At 74.9% G+C, this 19,387-nt stretch carries 14 protein-coding genes; 10 read left to right on the top strand and 4 right to left on the bottom strand.

Annotated elements, in window-relative coordinates; translation table 11 throughout:
- Positions 1-14: 14 nt before the first annotated feature.
- Positions 15-1,787, bottom strand: coding sequence for a DUF5691 domain-containing protein (locus ACFYX3_RS02875; protein ID WP_389007421.1), 1,773 nt, complete (start codon positions 1,785-1,787; stop codon positions 15-17).
- Positions 1,788-1,825: 38 nt separating this feature from the next.
- Complete coding sequence (locus ACFYX3_RS02870) at positions 1,826-3,151, bottom strand: SWIM zinc finger family protein (protein ID WP_389007419.1); 1,326 nt, start codon at positions 3,149-3,151, stop codon at positions 1,826-1,828.
- Between the two features lie 148 nt (positions 3,152-3,299).
- Here ACFYX3_RS02870 and ACFYX3_RS02865 point away from each other — a divergent pair, with 148 nt between their 5' ends.
- The 6 genes from ACFYX3_RS02865 (at position 3,300) to sucD (ending at position 11,316) form a co-directional block, all read left to right on the top strand.
- Positions 3,300-3,713, top strand: coding sequence for a hypothetical protein (locus ACFYX3_RS02865; RefSeq protein ID WP_389007417.1), 414 nt, complete (start codon positions 3,300-3,302; stop codon positions 3,711-3,713).
- A 118-nt stretch (positions 3,714-3,831) separates the two neighbouring features.
- Complete coding sequence (locus ACFYX3_RS02860; protein WP_389007415.1) at positions 3,832-4,989, top strand: AAA family ATPase; 1,158 nt, start codon at positions 3,832-3,834, stop codon at positions 4,987-4,989.
- Positions 4,986-7,700, top strand: a complete 2,715-nt coding sequence (locus ACFYX3_RS02855) for a DUF5682 family protein (RefSeq protein ID WP_389007413.1) — start codon at positions 4,986-4,988, stop codon at positions 7,698-7,700. The genes ACFYX3_RS02860 and ACFYX3_RS02855 overlap by 4 nt, the downstream gene beginning before the upstream one ends.
- Positions 7,697-8,836: a VWA domain-containing protein gene (locus ACFYX3_RS02850; protein WP_389007411.1), complete on the top strand. Its 1,140-nt coding sequence runs from the start codon at positions 7,697-7,699 to the stop codon at positions 8,834-8,836. The genes ACFYX3_RS02855 and ACFYX3_RS02850 overlap by 4 nt, the downstream gene beginning before the upstream one ends.
- 395 nt (positions 8,837-9,231) lie before the next feature.
- Complete coding sequence (sucC, locus tag ACFYX3_RS02845) at positions 9,232-10,410, top strand: ADP-forming succinate--CoA ligase subunit beta (protein ID WP_389007409.1); 1,179 nt, start codon at positions 9,232-9,234, stop codon at positions 10,408-10,410.
- Between the two features lie 21 nt (positions 10,411-10,431).
- Complete coding sequence (gene sucD, locus ACFYX3_RS02840; protein WP_389007407.1) at positions 10,432-11,316, top strand: succinate--CoA ligase subunit alpha; 885 nt, start codon at positions 10,432-10,434, stop codon at positions 11,314-11,316.
- 131 nt (positions 11,317-11,447) lie between these two features.
- Here sucD and ACFYX3_RS02835 read toward each other — a convergent pair whose 3' ends face one another.
- Positions 11,448-13,040 carry a sigma factor-like helix-turn-helix DNA-binding protein gene (locus ACFYX3_RS02835; RefSeq protein ID WP_389007405.1) on the bottom strand — a complete coding sequence of 531 codons (1,593 nt, stop codon included), beginning with the start codon at positions 13,038-13,040 and terminating at the stop codon, positions 11,448-11,450.
- A gap of 119 nt (positions 13,041-13,159) precedes the next feature.
- On the opposite strand from ACFYX3_RS02835, the gene ACFYX3_RS02830 reads away from it, so the two are divergent.
- Positions 13,160-14,695, top strand: a complete 1,536-nt coding sequence (locus tag ACFYX3_RS02830) for a DUF6350 family protein (protein ID WP_389007403.1) — start codon at positions 13,160-13,162, stop codon at positions 14,693-14,695.
- Here ACFYX3_RS02830 and ACFYX3_RS02825 read toward each other — a convergent pair whose 3' ends face one another.
- Entirely contained in the window at positions 14,696-15,421 is a 726-nt protein-coding gene (locus ACFYX3_RS02825; protein WP_389007401.1) for a hypothetical protein, read from the bottom strand. It abuts the gene before it with no gap.
- Between the two features lie 218 nt (positions 15,422-15,639).
- On the opposite strand from ACFYX3_RS02825, the gene purN reads away from it, so the two are divergent.
- The 3 genes from purN to ACFYX3_RS02810 all read left to right on the top strand — a co-directional run bounded on the left by purN (position 15,640) and on the right by ACFYX3_RS02810 (position 19,378).
- Positions 15,640-16,269, top strand: a complete 630-nt coding sequence (gene purN, locus ACFYX3_RS02820; protein WP_359507466.1) for a phosphoribosylglycinamide formyltransferase — start codon at positions 15,640-15,642, stop codon at positions 16,267-16,269.
- The gene (gene purH / locus ACFYX3_RS02815; RefSeq protein WP_359507463.1) at positions 16,244-17,809 is read left to right on the top strand and encodes a bifunctional phosphoribosylaminoimidazolecarboxamide formyltransferase/IMP cyclohydrolase; all 1,566 of its coding nucleotides are present in this window, start codon (positions 16,244-16,246) and stop codon (positions 17,807-17,809) included. Before purN ends, purH begins: the two co-directional genes overlap by 26 nt.
- Before the next feature lie 135 nt (positions 17,810-17,944).
- Positions 17,945-19,378: a DUF2079 domain-containing protein gene (locus ACFYX3_RS02810; RefSeq protein WP_389007398.1), complete on the top strand. Its 1,434-nt coding sequence runs from the start codon at positions 17,945-17,947 to the stop codon at positions 19,376-19,378.
- The last annotated feature ends 9 nt before the right edge of the window (positions 19,379-19,387 follow it).

Below are 19,387 nucleotides of genomic sequence, written 5' to 3'. Positions count from 1 at the left end.
CCGGGCGACCCGCCTCACGGGGTGAGCTCCGCGTGCATCGTCGCGCGGAGGCGGAGGGTGGAGACCAGGCGCTGGAAAGCCTCCGCCCAGTAGTCGCCCGCGCCGGGGGAGCTGTCCTCAGCCTCGTCCGGGCGGGCCGTCAGGGACTCCAGCTGTCGTGCCGCCTCCGGCGCGAGACAGCGCTCCGCCAGGCCCATCACCCCGCTGAAGCTCCACGGGTAACTGCCCGCCTCCCGCGCGATGTCGAGGGCGTCGATCACGGCCGCGCCCAGAGGTTCCGCCCAGGGGACGGCACAGACGCCGAGCAGCTGGAACGCCTCCGACAGGCCGTGCGCCGCGACGAACGAGGCGACCCAGCGCGCCCGTTCCTCCACGGGCAGCGTCGACAGGAGCTGGGCGCGCTCCGCCAGGGACGAGGTGCCGGGGCCCGTCGCGGGCGGGACCGCGGGGGAGCCGAGCAGCGCCCGCGACCACGCCGGGTCCCGCTGCCGCACGGCGGCTCGGCACCAGGCTGCGTGCAGCTCGCCCTGCCAGTCGTCGGCGACCGGCAGCGCCACGATCTCCTCCGGGCCGCGCCCCCCGAACCTGGCCTGCCAGGACGGCAGCGGCGCCGCCTCGACGAGCTGGCCCAGCCACCAGGAACGCTCGCCCCGCCCCGCCGGGGGCGTCGCCACCAGGCCGTCCCGCTGCATCGCCGCGTCGCACTCGTGCGGGGCCTCGACGGCGATGGTCGGTACCGGGGCCGTCCGGTCCAGGCCGACGCAGGTCGCGGCCCGGCCCGCCATCCGGCCCGCGAGGGCGGAGGCCGGCAGGGCGGAGAGCAGCTCGGCGGCGGTGGCCCGGACGTTGCGGCTGCGGTCGCCGAGGGCCTCCTCCAGGAACTCCTCGTCGGCGTCGGACAGTCCGGCACGCAGCGAGTCCAGGAACATCAGCCGGTCCTCCGCCCGCTCGGCCGACCAGGTCGACGCGAGGAGCGCGCGCCCCGCGGCCGGATCCTCGGTCCGTACGGCGGTGAGCAGGGCGACCCGCTCGGCGAACAGGCCCTCGTCCCACAGCGCGCGCACCCCCTCCGGTTCCTGCGCGGACGGGAGCCGGCCGCCCGCGCCCGTGCCCCGGAGTGCGAACCGCCATTCGGGGTTGAGCCGGGCCAGCCACAGTCCCCGCGGACCGGCCAGGCGCAGCGCCTGGGGCCGCAGATCGGTGCGGGCCCTGGCCGCGTCGAGCAGCGCCGGCAGGGCGGCGGGCGGTGCCTTGTAGCCGTGCCGGTTGGCGAGGGCCAGCCACTGGGGGAGCAGCTCGGCCAGGTCGGGGGCGGCCCCGCGCCGCCCGGCGGGCGAGGGCGCGGCCCGCCCGGCGAGCAGCTGGTCGAGCCGCAGCCGGGCGGCCTCGGGCAGCGGTGCGCGGGGGTCCTCCGGAGCCGGCTCCGGCAGGGGCGCGGCGGGCCCGGGCCGCAGCCCCGCCCTGCGCCGTATGGTGTGCAGCGCTGCGGCGTCGAGCAGTGCACCCGGCATGTCCCTGGCCGCCGTTGTGGCCGCGAGCCCGGCGGGCGGCCGCCGGTCCGTCCCCAGCATCGCCGAGCTGACGAGCTCCTCCCAGGGCGCCCCGGCGCGGGCGGCGACGGCCGCGGTCGTGACCGTGGCTGCCGGCCGGGCCGGGGTCTGCGGCGCGGCCCTCTCGGCCGGTGCGGGCGTGGTCGCACGGCTCGCGTCGTGGTCGGGCGCGGTCGTGCGGCTCACGTCGTCGGTCGTGTCTCCCGCCGTCGCGGCGGGCGCGGTGGTCGTGTCCATCGGGCTCCTCCGGTGGGTCGGTGCGCGGTGGCCGGGCGTCATATGAGGGGGACCGTCTCGCCGGGGGTCTCCGGCGACCAGGCGGCGAGCGGGGTGAACCCCCGGTGCCCGACCTCCCCGAAGACGGTCACCGGGGCGCCGCCGGACAGGGCGACCAGGCGCCAGAGACCGGGGCGCGACTGGGCGGCGGGCGTCAGGGGCAGTGCCTCGCGGCCGTCGGCGTCGGCGAGCTGCCAGCCGTAATCCGCGGGCGCCGGTACGACTCCGGTCAGCGTCACCGGCCACGAGTCCAGCCACGGGTCCTCGGCCAGCGCGCGGCCGTACGCGTCGAGCGCCGCGCCGACCGGGCCGCCCGCCGGCGGCGCGACGGGGCCCGCGACCGGGACGAACCGCTCGCCCGGCTCCGCCCGCACCTGGCCCGAGCCGGTGTGCGGGGTCAGCTCGCCGTCCAGCAGTGCGCCGACGGGGAGCGCGAGTCGGGGCGCTCTGCCCGCCGCGCCGAAGGAGAGCAGGAGCGCGGTGCGCCCGGTCGTCGTGCCGTGCAGCCAGATCCGGCGGGTCGTCAGCCGGGCGTCGGACGCGTCGTACTGGGCGAGGACCAGCCAGTGATCCCGCACCGGGACGCCGTCGGCCGGGGAGGTGAGGCCCACCCGGGTCCGCACCGTCGCCGCGAACGGGGCGGGCAGCCGGTCCGCCGCCAGCCACGCCCGGTCGAGGAGACGGGTCAGCGCGCACTCCTCCAGGAGCCGCACCGGCCAGCCCGGCCCCGAGCCCGGTATCGCCCCCAGCTCCCTGACCCGCCCGGCCAGCCCCGGCGCCTGGGCGTCGACCATGCGGGCCGCCGTCTCCTCCCACAGCCCGTACCCCGTCTGCCCGGCCGCCGCCAGGCCGCCGCGCAGCAGATCGGCGAGCCGCTCCTCCAACTCCTGGGCGCCCGCGGTGATCCGGGCCGCTCTGCGCTCGGTCCGGCGGCGCGCCGCCGCGGGGTCCGCCGCCGCCCCCGGGACCGCGTCCCCGGCCCGCCCGCGCCGCGCGGTGAGCCATCGCGCGGCCCAGCCCGGCGCGGGGGAGTCCCCGGCGGCGATCCCGTCGGCCGCGCGGAGCAGCAGCAGGCCGAGCGCGTGCTTGCAGGGGGACTTCCGGCTGGGGCAGTCGCAGGAGTACGCGGGCCCCGTGGTGTCGACGACCGTCCGGTACGGCACGCTCCCGCTGCCCTTGCACAGGCCCCAGACGGCGCCGTCGCCGCACCCCGTCTCCGACCAGGGCCCGGCCGCGCCGAGCTCGGCTCCCGCTCCCCGCGACGCTTCGTCAGGAGCGAGTGCCAGCACCTGTTCCACCGTCCAGTGCTCCCCCATGGCATTCATGTCCTCGACGGTAGAGGGGGCCACTGACAACGCCTCTGACCTGGTGGTTCCGGGAGAGGCGGTGGCGGGAGCGACGACTTGACTTTACTATCCCTTTACGGTTTTCTGCGGCGACCGAAGAACCGCACCACGCCGCCCAGGGGACCCCATGAAGCGCACCGCCCGCACCGCCGCCTCGGCCCTCGCCGTCGCCGGCCTCGCCCTCGGACTCGGGGCCTGCTCCGAGGTCGCCGAGAAGGCCGCCGACCAGGTCGACAAGTCCGTCGACGAAACCTACGAGGTCACGTACGAGGTCAGCGGCAAGGGCATCGAGTCGATCGACTACCACGCCGGCGGCGGCACCGCGATGGAGCCGAAGATCGAGACCGAGAAGAAGCCGGCCACGCCGTGGAAGAAGACGGTGACCCTGAAGGGCATCATGCCGCCGGCCGTCATGCCGATCTCGCTCGACCCCGCCGGCCTCACCTGCAAGGTCATCCACGACGGCAAGGTCATCAAGGAGGCCAAGGGCGAGCAGGCGATGGCGGGCGGCTGCGTCGCCGTCTCCCCGATCGTCGGCTGACCCTCCCTCAGCTCCCCAACAGGCCCTGACCAGCGGCGACATCCGGTCGACGATCGATTGTCAGTGGCATGGTGCACGGTGGATCGCACAGCAGGTCGAACGATCTGGAGGGGGATCCATGCCCGTGCCCGAAACCATCGCCACGCCCGGTTCCGGTGTCGAGACGGACGCCGGACCGGGACGGCCGCAGACCACGGCCGAGGCCCTGCGGCCGCACGCCGAGCACGCCTTCGCCCGTGAACTCGCGGCCCTCGCCGCCGCCGACGACCGGCCCCGGCCCGCCCGCTGGCGCCTCTCGCCCTGGGCCGTCGCCACCTACCTCCTCGGCGGCACGCTCCCCGACGGGACCGTCATCACGCCCAAGTACGTCGGACCGCGCCGCATCGTGGAAGTCGCCGTCACCACGCTCGCCACCGACCGGGCGCTGCTCCTGCTCGGCGTCCCCGGCACCGCCAAGACCTGGGTCTCCGAGCACCTCGCCGCCGCCGTCAGCGGCGACTCCACCCTCCTCGTCCAGGGCACCGCAGGCACGCCCGAGGAGGCCATCCGGTACGGCTGGAACTACGCGCAGCTCCTCGCCCACGGGCCCAGCCGGGACGCCCTCGTCCCCAGCCCCGTCATGCGCGCGATGACCCGGGGCATGACCGCCCGCGTCGAGGAACTCACCCGCATCCCCGCCGACGTGCAGGACACGCTCATCACGATCCTGTCCGAGAAGACCCTGCCCGTCCCCGAGCTGGGCCAGGAGGTGCAGGCCGTCCCCGGCTTCAACCTGATCGCCACCGCCAACGACCGGGACCGGGGCGTCAACGAGCTCTCCAGCGCCCTGCGCCGCCGCTTCAACACCGTCGTGCTCCCGCTGCCCGCGACCCCCGAGGCCGAGGTCGACATCGTCTCCCGCCGGGTCGAGCAGCTCGGACGCTCCCTCGAACTGCCCGCCCTGCCCGACGGCGCCGACGAGATCCGCCGGGTCGTCACCGTCTTCCGCGAGCTGCGGGACGGGGTCACGACCGACGGCCGGACGAGGGTCAAGTCCCCCTCGGGGACGCTCTCCACGGCCGAGGCGATCTCCGTCGTCACCGGCGGACTCGCCCTCGCCGCCCACTTCGGCGACGGCGTCCTGCGCCCCGCCGACGTCGCCGCCGGCATCCTCGGCGCGGTCGTCCGCGACCCGGCGGCCGACGGGGTCGTCTGGCAGGAGTACCTGGAGACGGTCGTCAGGGAGAGGGACGGCTGGAAGGACTTCTACCGCGCCTGCCGCGAGGTGAGCACATGACGGCCGCCCCTACGACCCCGGACGCGGGTCGGGTGCCGGACCCGTCGCGGGCGCCGGACGCGCACCGGGCGCCGCACCCCGGCCGCCCGTCGGGCACGGGCCGGGGCGCCCCGGCACCGGCCGCACCTCCGGACGCGGGCCCGGCCTCGGGCACCCGCCCCGGCTCGGCCGGCCCCGCCGACGCCGCTTCGGCTGCGGACTCCGGCCCCGGCTCGGCCGGCCCCGCCGACGCCGCTTCGACTGCGGACTCCGGCTCCGGCTCGGGCGGTCTCGCCGCCCGGTCAGGCGGGCCCCTGCTGCTCGGGGTGCGGCATCACGGGCCGGGGTCCGCGCGGGGGGTGCGGGCCGCGCTCGAGGCGGTGCGGCCCGACGTGGTTCTCGTCGAGGGGCCTGCCGAGGCCGACGCCCTCGTCGCGCTCGCCGCCGACCCGGACATGCGGCCGCCCGTCGCCCTGCTCGCCCACGCCGTGGACGACCCCGGGCGGGCCGCGTTCTGGCCGATGGCCGCGTTCTCGCCCGAGTGGGTCGCGATCCGCTGGGCCCTCGACCACGGCGCCGCCGTCCGCTTCGTCGACCTCCCCGCCGCCCACACCCTCGCCGCCGCCGACCCCACCTGGACCGACGAGGAGGACGAAGTCAGCGGCAGCGGCCTGCGGATCGACCCCGTCGCCGAACTCGCCCGGGCCGCCGGGTACGAGGACGCGGAGCGCTGGTGGGAGGACGTCGTCGAGCTGCGTGCCGACGGCGACCCCACCGCCCCCTTCACCGCCCTCGCCGAGGCCATGGGCGCCCTCCGCGAGACGTACGGACACGGCGGCCACCCCCGCGACCTCGTCCGCGAGGCGCACATGCGGCTCAAGCTGCGCGCCGCCCGCAAGGAGTTCGGGGACTCCGTCGCCGTCGTCTGCGGCGCCTGGCACGTGCCCGCGCTCACTCGCAGGACCACCGTCGCCGCCGACAAGGCCCTCCTGAAGGGCCTGCCCCGGGCGAAGGCCGAGCTGACCTGGGTCCCCTGGACCCACCGCAGGCTCGCCCGCCGCTCCGGCTACGGCGCCGGGATCGACGCGCCCGGCTGGTACGCGCACCTCTTCGCCGCCCCCGACCGGCCCGTCGAGCGCTGGATGACCAAGGTCGCCGGCCTCCTCAGGGCCGAGGACCACCCCGTCTCCTCCGCCCACGTCATCGAGGCCGTCCGGCTCGCCGAGACCCTCGCCGCCCTGCGCGGCCGCCCGCGCCCCGGCCTCGACGAGACGACCGACGCCGTCCGCGCCGTCCTCTGCGAGGGCTCCGACGTGCCGCTCGACCTCGTCCGCGACCGCCTCGTCGTCGGCGACGTCCTCGGCGAGGTCCCGGCCGCCGCCCCCGCCGTACCCCTCCAGCGCGATCTGGCCCGACGCCAGCGCACTCTGCGCCTCAAGCCCGAGGCACAGGAGCGCGAGCTCGGACTCGACCTCCGCAAGGACACCGACGGCGAGCGCAGCCGCCTGCTGCACCGGCTGCGCCTCCTCGGCGTCCCCTGGGGCGAGCCGGCCGCCGGGCGGTCCGGCACCGGCACCTTCCGGGAGACCTGGCGGCTGCGCTGGGAGCCCGAACTGCACGTCCGGGTCGCCGAGGCCGGCGTCTGGGGCACCACCGTCGAGGCCGCCGCCACCGCCCGGGCCGAGTCCCGCGCCCTCGCCGCGACCGCCCTCGGTGACATCACCGCCCTCGCCGAGCAGTGCCTCCTCGCCGGGCTCACGGACGCGCTGCCCGTCGTCATGCGGGCGCTCGCCGACCGGGCCGCGCTCGACACCGACGTCGCCCATCTCGCCCAGGCCCTCCCGGCGCTGGCCCGCGCCCTGCGCTACGGCGACGTCCGCGGCACCGGCACGGCCGCCCTCGGCGAGGTTGCGGCCGGGCTCGCCGAGCGGATCTGCGTCGGCCTGCCGCCCGCCTGCGCCGCCCTCGACACGGACGCCGCCGCGCAGATGCGGGACCGGCTCGACGCCGTCCACACCGCGATCGGCCTCCTCGCGGACCGCCCCGAGGGCGAGCACCGTTCCGGGCGCCCAGGCGACCCAGGCGACCCCGAGGGCCCGCACGGCCCCGAGCGCCCGGACGGTCCCGACCGCCCCGAGAGAGCGAACGGCCTCGACGACCCGGACGGTCCCGACCGCCTCGGTGACCCCGACCGCCCCCGGAGCCCGGACGGTCTCCTCCACCGCTGGGTCTGTGTGCTCCGGGTGCTTGCCGGGCGGGAGCGGATACCCGGTGTTCTGCGGGGGCGGGCCGCTCGGTTGTTGGTCGACGAGGGATGGGTCGGGGGCGATGAGGCCGGGCTGCTCATGAGCCGGGCGCTCTCGCCCGGCGTCCCGCCCGGTGACGCCGCCGGCTGGATCGACGGGTTCGTCGGCGGGGCCTCCGGCGGCGGGCTGCTCCTCGTGCACGACGAGCGGCTCCTCGGGCTGGTCGACGCCTGGCTGACGTCCGTCCCGGCCGGGGCGTTCGCCGATGTCCTGCCGCTGCTCCGGCGCACCTTCTCCGGGTACGAGCAGGGGGTGCGCCGCACCCTCGGGGAGCTCGTCGCGCGCGGTCCGGCCCATGGTCGCGCCGCCGCGTACGACACCTTCCCGCCCGGCTTCGCCCCCACCCCCGACCCGGCGCGCGCCGACGCCGTGCTGCCGCTGCTCCACCTCATTCTCGGAACCCTCGGAACGGAGGCCCCCGCATGACCCTCACCGACGACGAGCGGCTGCGGCGCTGGCGCCTCGTCCTGGGCGGCGGCGACGCCGACGGCACCGGCCGGGCGCTCACCGGCACCGACGCCGCCATGGACCGGGCCCTCACCGCGCTCTACGACCGCACGGCCGACAGCGGTCACCGCTCGGCAGGGCTCGGCGCCTCCGCGCCCTCCGTCGCCCGCTGGCTCGGCGACATCCGCACGTACTTCCCGAGCTCCGTCGTCCAGGTCATGCAGCGCGACGCGATCGACCGGCTCGGGCTCGCCACCCTCCTCCTGGAGCCGGAGATGCTGGAGGCCGTCGAGGCCGACGTGCACCTCGTCGGCACCCTCCTCTCCCTCGGCAAGGCGATGCCCGAGACGACCCGGGAGACCGCCCGGGCCGTCGTCCGCAAGGTCGTCGACGACCTGGAGAGGCGCCTCGCCACCCGCACCCGCGCCACCGTCGGCGGCGCGCTCGACCGCTCTGCACGGATCAGCCGCCCCCGCCACCGCGACATCGACTGGGACCGCACGATCCGCGCCAACCTCAAGCACTACCTGCCCGAGCACCGCACGGTCGTCCCCGAGCGGCTCGTCGGCCACGGGCGCGCCTCCCGGGCGGTCCGGAAGGAGATCGTGCTCTGCGTCGACCAGTCGGGCTCCATGGCCGCCTCCGTCGTGCACGCCGCCGTCTTCGGCGCGGTGCTCGCCTCGATGCGGTCGCTCGCCACCCGCCTCGTCGTCTTCGACACCTCCGTCGTCGACCTGACCGAGCAGCTCGGCGACCCGGTCGACGTCCTCTTCGGCACCCGGCTCGGCGGCGGCACCGACATCAACCGCGCCCTCGCCTACTGCCAGTCGCGGATCACGCGCCCCGCCGACACCGTCGTCGTCCTCGTCAGCGACCTGTACGAGGGAGGCATCCGCGACGAGATGCTGAAGCGGGTCGCGGCGATGAAGGCCTCCGGCGTCCAGTTCGTCGCGCTGCTCGCGCTCTCCGACGAGGGCGCCCCCGCCTACGACCGGGACCACGCGGCGGCGCTCGCCGCGCTCGGCGTCCCGGCCTTCGCCTGCACCCCCGACCTGTTCCCGGAGGTCATGGCGGCCGCCCTGGAGAAGCGCCCCCTGCCGATACCCGAGCCGTGAGCGGTGCGGAATCCGTCGCCGAAGGACCACCCACTCGGGCGCCCGCGACCCGATTGAGGTCCATATCACACGCGTGGCGGAACGGCCCTCACCCTCGCGCCCGGCGCGTCGTGAGGGGCGCGCAGGCCAGTCCCCGCCTGCCACGAGGGGCCTCCGGGACCGTACCGCCACCCCTACGGACAGCCCCCCGACCCGTACGGTCTGTGACCCGTATCACCGCTCTGTTGTGATCTGCGATTTAGGGACCCACGGCCCACGGGGATAACCTGCGAGACGGACATGCCGCGTCCACGGACTCCGTGCACGCCTCCCTTGTGACAGCGCAGTCACGTTGCCCTTCGCGGCACGCCCACGCAGACAACGAACCGCGATCATCAGAAAAGGGACGGACGCGCGTGGACCTGTTCGAGTACCAGGCGAGGGACCTCTTCGCCAAGCACGGTGTACCGGTGCTGGCCGGTGAAGTCATCGACACGCCTGAGGCGGCGCGCGAGGCCACCGAGCGTCTTGGCGGCAAGTCGGTCGTCAAGGCGCAGGTGAAGGTCGGTGGCCGCGGCAAGGCCGGCGGCGTCAAGCTGGCCTCCACCCCGGACGAGGCCGTCGCCCGCGCGACGGACATCCTCGGGATGGACATCAAGGGCCACACGGTCCACAAGGTGATGATCGCGGAGACCGCTCCGGAGATCGTCGAGGAGTACTACGTCTCGTACCTCCTCGACCGCACCAACCGCACCTTCCTCGCCATGGCGTCCGTCGCCGGTGGCATGGACATCGAGGAGGTCGCCGCGACGACCCCCGAGAAGCTCGCGAAGGTGCCGGTCGACTCCAACAAGGGCGTCGACATCGAGAAGGCCCGCGAGATCGTGGCCCTGGCGCAGTTCCCGGCCGACGTGGCCGAGAAGGTCGCCGAGGTCCTCGTGACCCTGTGGAAGACCTTCGTCGCCGAGGACGCGCTCCTCGTCGAGGTCAACCCGCTGGCCAAGGTCGCCTCCGGCGACATCCTGGCCCTCGACGGCAAGGTGTCCCTCGACGAGAACGCCGACTTCCGTCAGCCGGAGCACGAGGCGCTCGAGGACAAGGCCGCAGCCAACCCGCTCGAGGCTGCCGCCAAGGCCAAGGGCCTCAACTACGTCAAGCTCGACGGCCAGGTCGGCATCATCGGCAACGGCGCGGGCCTGGTCATGTCGACCCTGGACGTCGTCGCGTACGCCGGTGAGAACCACGGCGGCGTGAAGCCGGCCAACTTCCTCGACATCGGTGGCGGCGCCTCCGCCGAGGTCATGGCGAACGGCCTGGAGATCATCCTGGGCGACCCGGACGTCAAGTCCGTGTTCGTCAACGTCTTCGGTGGCATCACCGCCTGTGACGAGGTCGCCAACGGCATCGTCCAGGCCCTGGAGCTCCTCGCCTCCAAGGGCGAAGAGGTCACCAAGCCGCTGGTCGTGCGCCTCGACGGCAACAACGCGGAGCTGGGTCGCAAGATCCTGTCGGACGCCAACCACCCGCTCGTGCAGCGCGTGGACACCATGGACGGCGCGGCCGACAAGGCCGCCGAGCTCGCGGCTGCGAAGTAAGGGACAGGGGAAACCACAGCCATGGCTATCTTCCTCAACAAGGACAGCAAGGTCATCGTCCAGGGCATGACCGGTGCCACGGGCATGAAGCACACCAAGCTCATGCTGGGTGACGGCACCAACATCGTCGGCGGCGTGAACCCGCGCAAGGCCGGCACCAAGGTCGACTTCGACGGCGTCGAGGTCCCGGTCTTCGGCACCGTCAAGGAGGCCATGGAGGCGACCGGCGCCAACGTCTCGGTCCTCTTCGTGCCGCCGGCCTTCGCGAAGGCCGCCGTCGTCGAGGCGATCGACGCCGAGATCCCCCTCGCGGTCGTCATCACCGAGGGCATCGCCGTCCACGACTCGGCCGCGTTCTACGCGTACGCCGTCGAGAAGGGCAACAAGACCCGCCTCATCGGCCCGAACTGCCCCGGTCTCATCACCCCGGGCCAGTCCAACGCCGGCATCATCCCGGGCGACATCACGAAGCCGGGCCGCATCGGCCTGGTCTCGAAGTCCGGCACGCTGACGTACCAGATGATGTACGAGCTCCGTGACCTCGGCTTCTCCTCCGCCGTCGGCATCGGTGGCGACCCGGTCATCGGCACCACGCACATCGACGCCCTCGCGGCGTTCGAGGCGGACCCCGACACCGACCTGATCGTCATGATCGGCGAGATCGGCGGCGACGCCGAGGAGCGTGCGGCCGACTTCATCAAGGCCAACGTCACCAAGCCGGTCGTCGGCTACGTCGCGGGCTTCACCGCGCCCGAGGGCAAGACCATGGGCCACGCCGGCGCCATCGTCTCCGGCTCCTCCGGCACCGCCGCGGCGAAGAAGGAGGCCCTCGAGGCCGCCGGCGTCAAGGTCGGCAAGACGCCGACCGAGACGGCCAAGCTGGCGCGCGCGATCCTCGCGGGCTGAATCGGCTGAATCGGCTGAATCTGCTGAACGGGCTGATTCGCACGGCGGCCTGACAGCGGGCAGTACGTGAGCGGGCCCCGCCCCTCCCGGGAAACCGGGTGGGGGCGGGGCCCGTTCCTTCGCGTCCGGGCTTATTCGACCGCCGGGACCAGCCGCTCCGGGCCCGGGTTGGGCTCGGAGCGCAGCTTCTCGCGGAGTTCCAGGTCCTCCGGGCGGAGCTTCTGCGGGCCGCCGCGCACCGGTACGCCGTTGACGGTCTCGCCGGGGGCGTTCACCGGGATGTAGCGGGTCGGCGCGGTCGCCGCAGTGAAGCCGGTGACGCCGATCAGGACCGCCGTGACACCGAGCACCACCTGCGTCCACTTGCGGCGCTGGCGCTCGCTGCCCGACCGGATCGTACGGGCGGCCGACAGGGTCGCCGTCGGGGCCTCCGCGACCAGCGCGCTCAGGCGCCGGTGCAGGGCCTCCGGCTCGGCGAGCTCGGGCAGCCGCTCCCCGATGACCGTGCGGGCGTGCAGCAGCCGGTTCGCGGCGGCGGGCGTGCTCGCCTCCGTCTCGGCGGCCGTCTCCGGCAGGTCCAGGCCGAGCCCGTCGTAGAGCAGGACGGTGCGGCGGTACGGCGGCGGCAGTTCGAGCAGCGCGCCGAGCAGCGCCCGGCGGTTCGCCTCGGCCGGCGGGGCGTCGGGGTGCTTGTGTGCGCGGCGGAACCGGTGCCAGGGGGAGAGGGCGTACTCGTACGCCGTCGCCCGCACCCAGCCCACCGGGTCCGCGTCCACGGCGACCTCGGGCCAGTGATCCCATGCGTGGTGGAACGCGCGCTCGACGGCCTCGCGGGAGAGCCCGCGGCGCCCGGTCAGCAGGTACGTCTGGTGGACCAGGCCCGGCGCGGCGTACGCGTACAGCGCGTCGAAGGCCTCCTCGGGAGTGAGGCCCGGCTCGGCCGGGGCCTCCACCGGTTTCAGTCGCTCGGGCGCCTTCGAGGCCCCGTTCCGCCCGGGCCCGGCAGCGATCCCCGGCACCGGGACCGGCCCCCGAGGCGGTCCGGCGGCCCGCTTGCCGGCAGCCCGCGGCCGCACGTTCCCCGAAGCGGGGGGCGGGGCCTGGGCCTGGGCCTGCGGCCGGGCCACATGGGCCTGCGCCTCGGCCTGGGCCTGCGGCCGACCTGGTTCGCCCTCCGCCCGGGCCTGCACGGCCTCCGCCCGGGCCTGCACGGCCTCCGTCCGGGCCTGCACGGCCTCCGTCCGGGCCTGCACGGCCTCCGTCCGGGCCTGCACGGCCTCCGTCCGGGCCTGCACGCCCTCCGTCCGGGCCTGCACCGCTTGCGCCTCGGCCCGGCCCGGCTGGGCCTCGGTCTCGTCCTGTTGCCCGTCCGGCCGGGCCTCGTCCTCGGCCTGCTGTACCCCGGCTCGGGCCTCGGCCTGAGCGTGCGGCTGCGCCTCGTGTGCCCGGGCCTCTGCCTGTACCGGCCGGGCCCCCTCCCCAGGCGCCCGATCCCCCTCCTGCCCGAGGGGGCCGTCCGTGCCCAGCAGGCGGGCGTACGCCTCGCGTTTGCGGCCTCGGGGGGCTGAGCGGCCCGTTTCCCAGGATCTGATCGTGGCCTTCGTGACGCCCATGGCCTCGGCGACCTGCTCCTCGGTGAGGGCGAGGGCCTCACGCAACCTGCGCCGCTCCTTCGGGGTCGGCAGGGTGGCGGACGATGCGGAATCCGCGGTGCTCCGGCTCATCGGCGTCGACCTCCCGCAGAGCTGCTCTGGGCGGAAAAGTACATAAACGTATATTGAGCGACACAGCGGAGGTTTGCCTGTTACGCGGCGAAAGCGCGTGTCGTTGGCAGCATGACCCCGTGACCCATGTGACCGAGCCGCACCCCCTGGTCCAGGGCGGCCGTTCCGCCGCGCTCGCCACCGCCTGCGTCCGGGGCGCGGTCGCCGCCGGGCTCGGTCTCGGCGCCCTCGCCGTCCTGGTGATCGCGGCCTGGATCAGCTCCCCGTACCCCGACAGCGGTCCCGCCGGCGCCCTGCACGTCGCCGCCGGCATCTGGCTGCTCGCCCACGGCGTCGACCTGGTCCGTACGGACACCCTGTCCGGACTGCCCGCCCCCCTCGGCGTCGTCCCGCTGCTGCTCGTCGCCCTGCCCGTCTGGCTCGTCCACCGGGCCGCCCGCGACACCCTCGACCCGGGGGACGGCGTGGTCCGGCCGCGCCCCTCGCCTGGCGGCGCCGTCGGCGCCGTCGCCGGGGGGTACCTGCTCGTGGCGGCCGGCGTCGTCGTCTACAGCGAGAGCGGCCCCCTGCCCGCCGACCTCGTCACGGCCGGACTCTGGCTCCCCGCCGTCGCCGCCGGCGCCGCGGGCACGGGCGTCTGGACGGCCCTCGGCCGCCCCCTGCCCGGGCAGCGGCAGGCGGCCGCCGCCCTGCGCGCCGCCGGGCTCGGGACCCTGACGCTCCTCGCCGGCGGCGCGGTCGCCGCGGCCGTCTCGCTCGCCTGGCACGCGGGCCGCGCACAGGCCTCGTTCGAAGGTCTCGCGGGGGAGTGGTCCGGTCGGGTGACGGTCCTGCTGCTCGTCCTGGCGCTGCTGCCGAACGCGGCCGTCTGGGGAGCCGCGTACGGCCTCGGGCCGGGCTTCACCCTCGGTACGGGGGCCCTCGCGACGCCCCTCGGGCTCGTCGGCGACCCGGCCGTGCCGCCCTTCCCGCTGTTCGCCGCGCTGCCCGCCGAGGGCCGCGGCACCTGGGTCCACTGGGCGGCCGCGGCGGTCCCGCTGGTCGCCGCCGTGCTCCAGGGCCGTCTGGTGGGCCGCGCGGCACGGACCTGGGCGGCCCGGGAGGCGGCCCTGGCGGCGCTCGGCGCGGCCTGGGGGTGCGGGGCGGCCGTCGCCGTCCTGGCGGGCGCGGCGGGCGGCCCGCTCGGCACCGGCCGGCTCTCGGCGTTCGGTCCCGTGTGGTGGCAGGCGGGCACGGCGGCGGTGCTGTGGGGAGTCTGCGTGGGGGTGCCGGTGGCGATGGGGGTACGGGCCTGGGGCCGCCGAGTGCCGCGCTCCGAGAGGCCCGGGCCCGAGCGCGCTCCCGTCCCCGCCGCAAGCGCCCCTGCGCCCGTACCCGCCCCGGCCGCCCCGTCCGTGGGCGCCTCCGTCGGCGCCTCCGTCACCGTCGGCGTGCCCGTCGCCGCCTCGTCCGGACCCGTGGACGCCGCCGTACCCGACGCCCCGGCGGGCGAGGAGGCCCGCACCGGCCCGGGCCCGGACGGCGGCGATGCCCCTCGCCCGGCCCCGCGCCCCGCCGCGTACGCCGACCCCTTCGGCGACGATCCCGGCTTCGAGCCGTACGACTACCTCCCGGCGGCCTGGGAAGCACCCCCGCCGCCACCCTCCACCGACTGACTACTCCCGCACCCCGAAGCCCGCGCGCAGCGGCTTCGGCAGGAGGTCGTTGCAGGCCAGCTGGCCCGCGTGGGTCAGGGCGTCGTCGCGGCACTCGTAGAAGTCCCGGTAGACGAGCTGCATCGTGAAGCCCACCGCGACGATCATCAGCGCCAGGCTCGACGCGACGAGGCCGCTGATCGCCGCCGTCCGCATCGAGCGCAGCGGAGCGGTCGCGGCGGTCGCGCCCTGACCCGTGGGCTGGGCCGCCGCGGGCGGGGCCGGCGTCTGTGACGTCGGTGACACTTCCGCGGCCGGGGCCTTCGGCTTGGCGCGCAGCGAGCTGATCGCCCAGTAGAGGCCGAGGGCGCCGAGCAGCAGCGCCAGCTCCGGGATCTCGAAGATCGCGAAGAAGAAGCCCCACATGCCGGAGAGGATCGCGTACCGCGCGCGTCGCTGCGCCGGGTCCGTCGGGTCCCAGCGGATCCCCGGGCCCTGCCCGGGCCCACCCTCGGGGCCGCCCTGACCGCCTCCCTGCCGGCGCTCGGGACCCCGCCCGAAGCCGTCCTGGGAGGGGCCCGGCTGGCGCGGGCTCCAGCGGCCGTCGGACGGCCCCGACGAGTCCGGGGTGCCGGACGTGTCGTCGTCCGAGCCCTCCGGTCGCCGCGGCTGCCACGGCTGATCCGGCCGGCCCTCGGGCGGCGGCGCGAACGGGTTGTTGTCGTCCGTGGACTGGCGTTCCGGCATCTGCTGAACGTCTTCCCTCTGTCGTCGTGACCGCGGCCGCGTCCACGGCCCCTGCTGGCGTCGGACCCTGACGCTACCGCCCTGCTCCGCCCCCGTCCCGTGGGGGCCGTCCTGTGTGCCGGTATCGTTGCTGCCGTCGGGCCATTCGTAGGGTTCCCCGTATCGAGGGGCACGATTCGTTCGTACGACCGTACAAACACCACGGAAAGAGTGACCCAGTGGCTGCCGCCCGCCTCGTCGTCCTGGTCTCCGGGTCCGGTACCAATCTGCAGGCCCTCCTCGACGCCATCGCCGCCGACCCCGAGGGATACGGCGCCGAGATCGTCGCCGTCGGCGCCGACCGCGAGAACATCGTCGGCCTGGAGCGCGCCGAGCGCGCCGGGCTGCCGACCTTCGTGTGCAAGGTCAAGGACCACGCGACCCGCGAGGAGTGGGACCGCGCGCTGACCGAGGCCACCGACGCGTACGAGCCGGACCTCGTCGTCTCGGCCGGTTTCATGAAGATCGTCGGCAAGGAGTTCCTCGCCCGCTTCGGCGGCCGGGTCGTCAACACCCACCCGGCGCTGCTGCCCAGTTTTCCCGGTGCCCACGGGGTGCGCGACGCCCTCGCCTACGGCGCGAAGGTCACCGGATGCACCGTCCACTTCGTCGACGACGGTGTCGACACCGGCCCGATCATCGCCCAGGGCGTGGTCGAGGTGCGGGACGAGGACGATGAAGCCGCTCTGCACGAGCGCATCAAGGAAGTCGAGCGCTCGCTGCTCGTCGACGTCGTGGGGCGTCTCGCCCGGCACGGCTACCGCATTGAGGGACGAAAGGTTCATGTCGGTGAACACGGACACCGTTAAGCCCATCCGCCGCGCGCTGGTCAGCGTCTACGACAAGACGGGGCTCGAGGAGCTGGCCCGCGGTCTGCACGAGGCCGGTGTCGAGCTCGTCTCCACCGGCTCCACCGCCGGGAAGATCGCCGCCGCCGGGGTCCCCGTCACCAAGGTCGAGGAGCTCACCGGCTTCCCCGAGTGCCTCGACGGCCGCGTCAAGACCCTCCACCCGCGCGTGCACGCCGGCATCCTCGCCGACCTGCGCCTGGAGTCGCACCGCGCGCAGCTCGCCGAGCTCGGCGTGGAGCCCTTCGACCTCGTCGTCGTGAACCTCTACCCGTTCCGCGAGACGGTCGCCTCCGGCGCCACCCCGGACGAGTGCGTCGAGCAGATCGACATCGGCGGCCCATCGATGGTCCGCGCCGCCGCCAAGAACCACCCGTCGGTCGCGATCGTCACCAGCCCCGAGCGGTACGCGGACGTGCTCGCCGCCGTCCAGGCCGGCGGCTTCGACCTGACCGCCCGCAAGCGGCTCGCCGCCGAGGCCTTCCAGCACACCGCCGCGTACGACGTGGCCGTGGCCTCCTGGTTCGCCGACGACTACGCGGCCGCCGACGACTCCGGCTTCCCGGACTTCCTCGGCGCCACGTACGCCCGGAAGAACGTCCTGCGGTACGGCGAGAACCCGCACCAGGGCGCCGCCCTCTACGTCGACGGCACGGGCGGCCTCGCCGAGGCCGAGCAGCTGCACGGCAAGGAGATGTCCTACAACAACTACACGGACACCGACGCCGCGCGCCGGGCCGCGTACGACCACGCCGAGCCCTGCGTCGCGATCATCAAGCACGCCAACCCGTGCGGCATCGCGGTCGGCGCCGACGTCGCAGAGGCCCACCGCAAGGCGCACGCCTGCGACCCGCTGTCCGCGTTCGGCGGCGTCATCGCCGTCAACCGCCCGGTCTCCGTCGCGATGGCCGAGCAGGTCGCGGAGATCTTCACCGAGGTCATCGTCGCCCCCGGCTACGAGGACGGCGCGGTCGAGATCCTCGCCAAGAAGAAGAACATCCGCGTCCTGAAGGCCGAGGGCGCCCCGGCCAACCCGGTCGAGGTCAAGCCCGTCGACGGCGGCGCCCTCCTCCAGGTCACCGACCGCCTCCAGGCCGAGGGCGACGACCCGGCGAACTGGACCCTCGCGACCGGCGAGGCGCTCTCCGCCGAGGAGCTCGCCGAGCTCGCCTTCGCCTGGAAGGCCTGCCGCGCGGTCAAGTCCAACGCGATCCTGCTCGCCAAGGACGGTGCCTCGGTCGGCGTCGGCATGGGCCAGGTCAACCGCGTCGACTCCGCGAAGCTGGCCGTCGAGCGGGCGGGCGAGGAGCGGGCGCGCGGCTCGTACGCCGCCTCCGACGCCTTCTTCCCCTTCCCCGACGGCCTGGAGATCCTCACCGCGGCCGGCGTGAAGGCGGTCGTGCAGCCGGGCGGCTCGATGCGCGACGAGCTCGTCGTCGAGGCGGCGAAGAAGGCCGGCGTGACGATGTACTTCACGGGCACGCGTCACTTCTTCCACTGACGGTGACCCCACGCTGAACACAGGGCTCCCGCGCTCGCGGGGGCCCTGTGCGCTTGCCGCGGCGACTCCGCCGATCGGGTGGACTCTGGTCTAATGGGTTGGCTCTTTTGTCGGCCGCCGGTAGTGGGGGACGTGGTGTTGGACGTACTGAACAGGCCCGCGGCGGAGTCCACCGACGCCGAGCCGTCCGGCGGCCTCTCCCCGGCCCCCCTCCGCCCGTACCTGATCCTCGCGGGCGTCCTCTGCGGCCTGTACTTCCTCTACTCCTGGGTGCAGTACACGCACTTCCGCACGCCCTCCTGGGACCTCGGGATCTTCGGGCAGTCGGTCAGGGCGTACGCCGAGTTCCGCGCGCCCGTCGTCGACATCAAGGGCCCCGGCTTCCAGATACTCGGCGACCACTTCAGCCCCGTCACCGCGCTGCTCGCGCCGCTCTACTGGATCTGGCCCTCCCCGGCCTCGCTGCTCCTCGGGCAGGCCGCGCTCTTCGCCGCCTCCGCCGTCGTCGTCGGCCGCACCACCCAGCAGATCCTCGGCAGCCGGGCCGCCGGCATCGGCCTGACGATCGCGTACGGGCTGTCCTGGGGCCTCCAGGAGGCCGTCAGGTCCGACTTCCACGAGATCGCCTTCGCCGTCCCGCTGCTCGCCCTGGCGTGCCGGGCCCTGCTCCTCGGGCGCTGGACCGCGGCCGCCGTCTGGTCGGCCCCGCTCGTCCTGGTCAAGGAGGACATGGGCCTCACCGTCGCCATGGTCGGCGCGGTCCTCTTCCTGAAGGGGCAGAAGAAGCTGGGCGCGGCCCTGGCGGGCTTCGGCACGGCGGCCTTCGCGCTGACGGTCCTCGTCCTGATCCCGGCGGCGAGCAAGCTCGGCCAGTACGACTACTGGTCCAAGATCGAGAAGACCGGCCAGGGCGCCGACACCTCCTTCGGGCAGGTCGTCGGCGACGCCCTCGCCTCGGGCGAGCGGTGGGAGATGGTGTTCTACCTGCTCGCGATCACCGGCTTCCTCGCCCTGCGCTCCCCGCTGATCCTGCTCGTCCTGCCGACCCTCGGCTGGCGCTTCCTCTCCCAGGACCCCAACCACTGGGGCATGCACTGGCACTACAGCGCGATCCTCATGCCCGTCGTCTTCCTGGCCCTCGTGGACGGCGTCCGCTCGGTCCGCACCTCGCCGCGCGCCTGGCTCGTCTCGTACGGGAAGGTCGTGATCCCGGTGGCGACGGCGGTGGGGCTCGTCCTCGCCGCGAACCTGCCGCTGCGGGAGCTCACGAAGCCGGAGACGTACAAGACGGACAGCCGGACCCTGGAGGCGCGGGCGGCGGTCGACGCCGTGCCGGAGGGGGCGAGCGTCGAGGCGGACGTCTCGCTCCTCGCGCACCTCACGGCCGGCCACCGGGTCTACTGGGTGGGCACGTCGAAGGGCGCCACCCCGGACTACCTCGCCTTCGACCTGCGCGGCTGGGGGCAGCAGGTGTCGGATCCGGCACAGCTGGCCGCGCAGCTGCACCCCGAGGCGCGGTACGAGATCACCTACCGCTCGGACGGCTTCGCGGTCCTGAAGCGGTCCTGAAGCGGTCCT

This window comes from Streptomyces sp. NPDC002463, assembly GCF_042889835.1.
Classification (GTDB): domain Bacteria; phylum Actinomycetota; class Actinomycetes; order Streptomycetales; family Streptomycetaceae; genus Streptomyces; species Streptomyces nymphaeiformis.
This window is presented reverse-complemented; position numbering and strand designations above follow the sequence as displayed.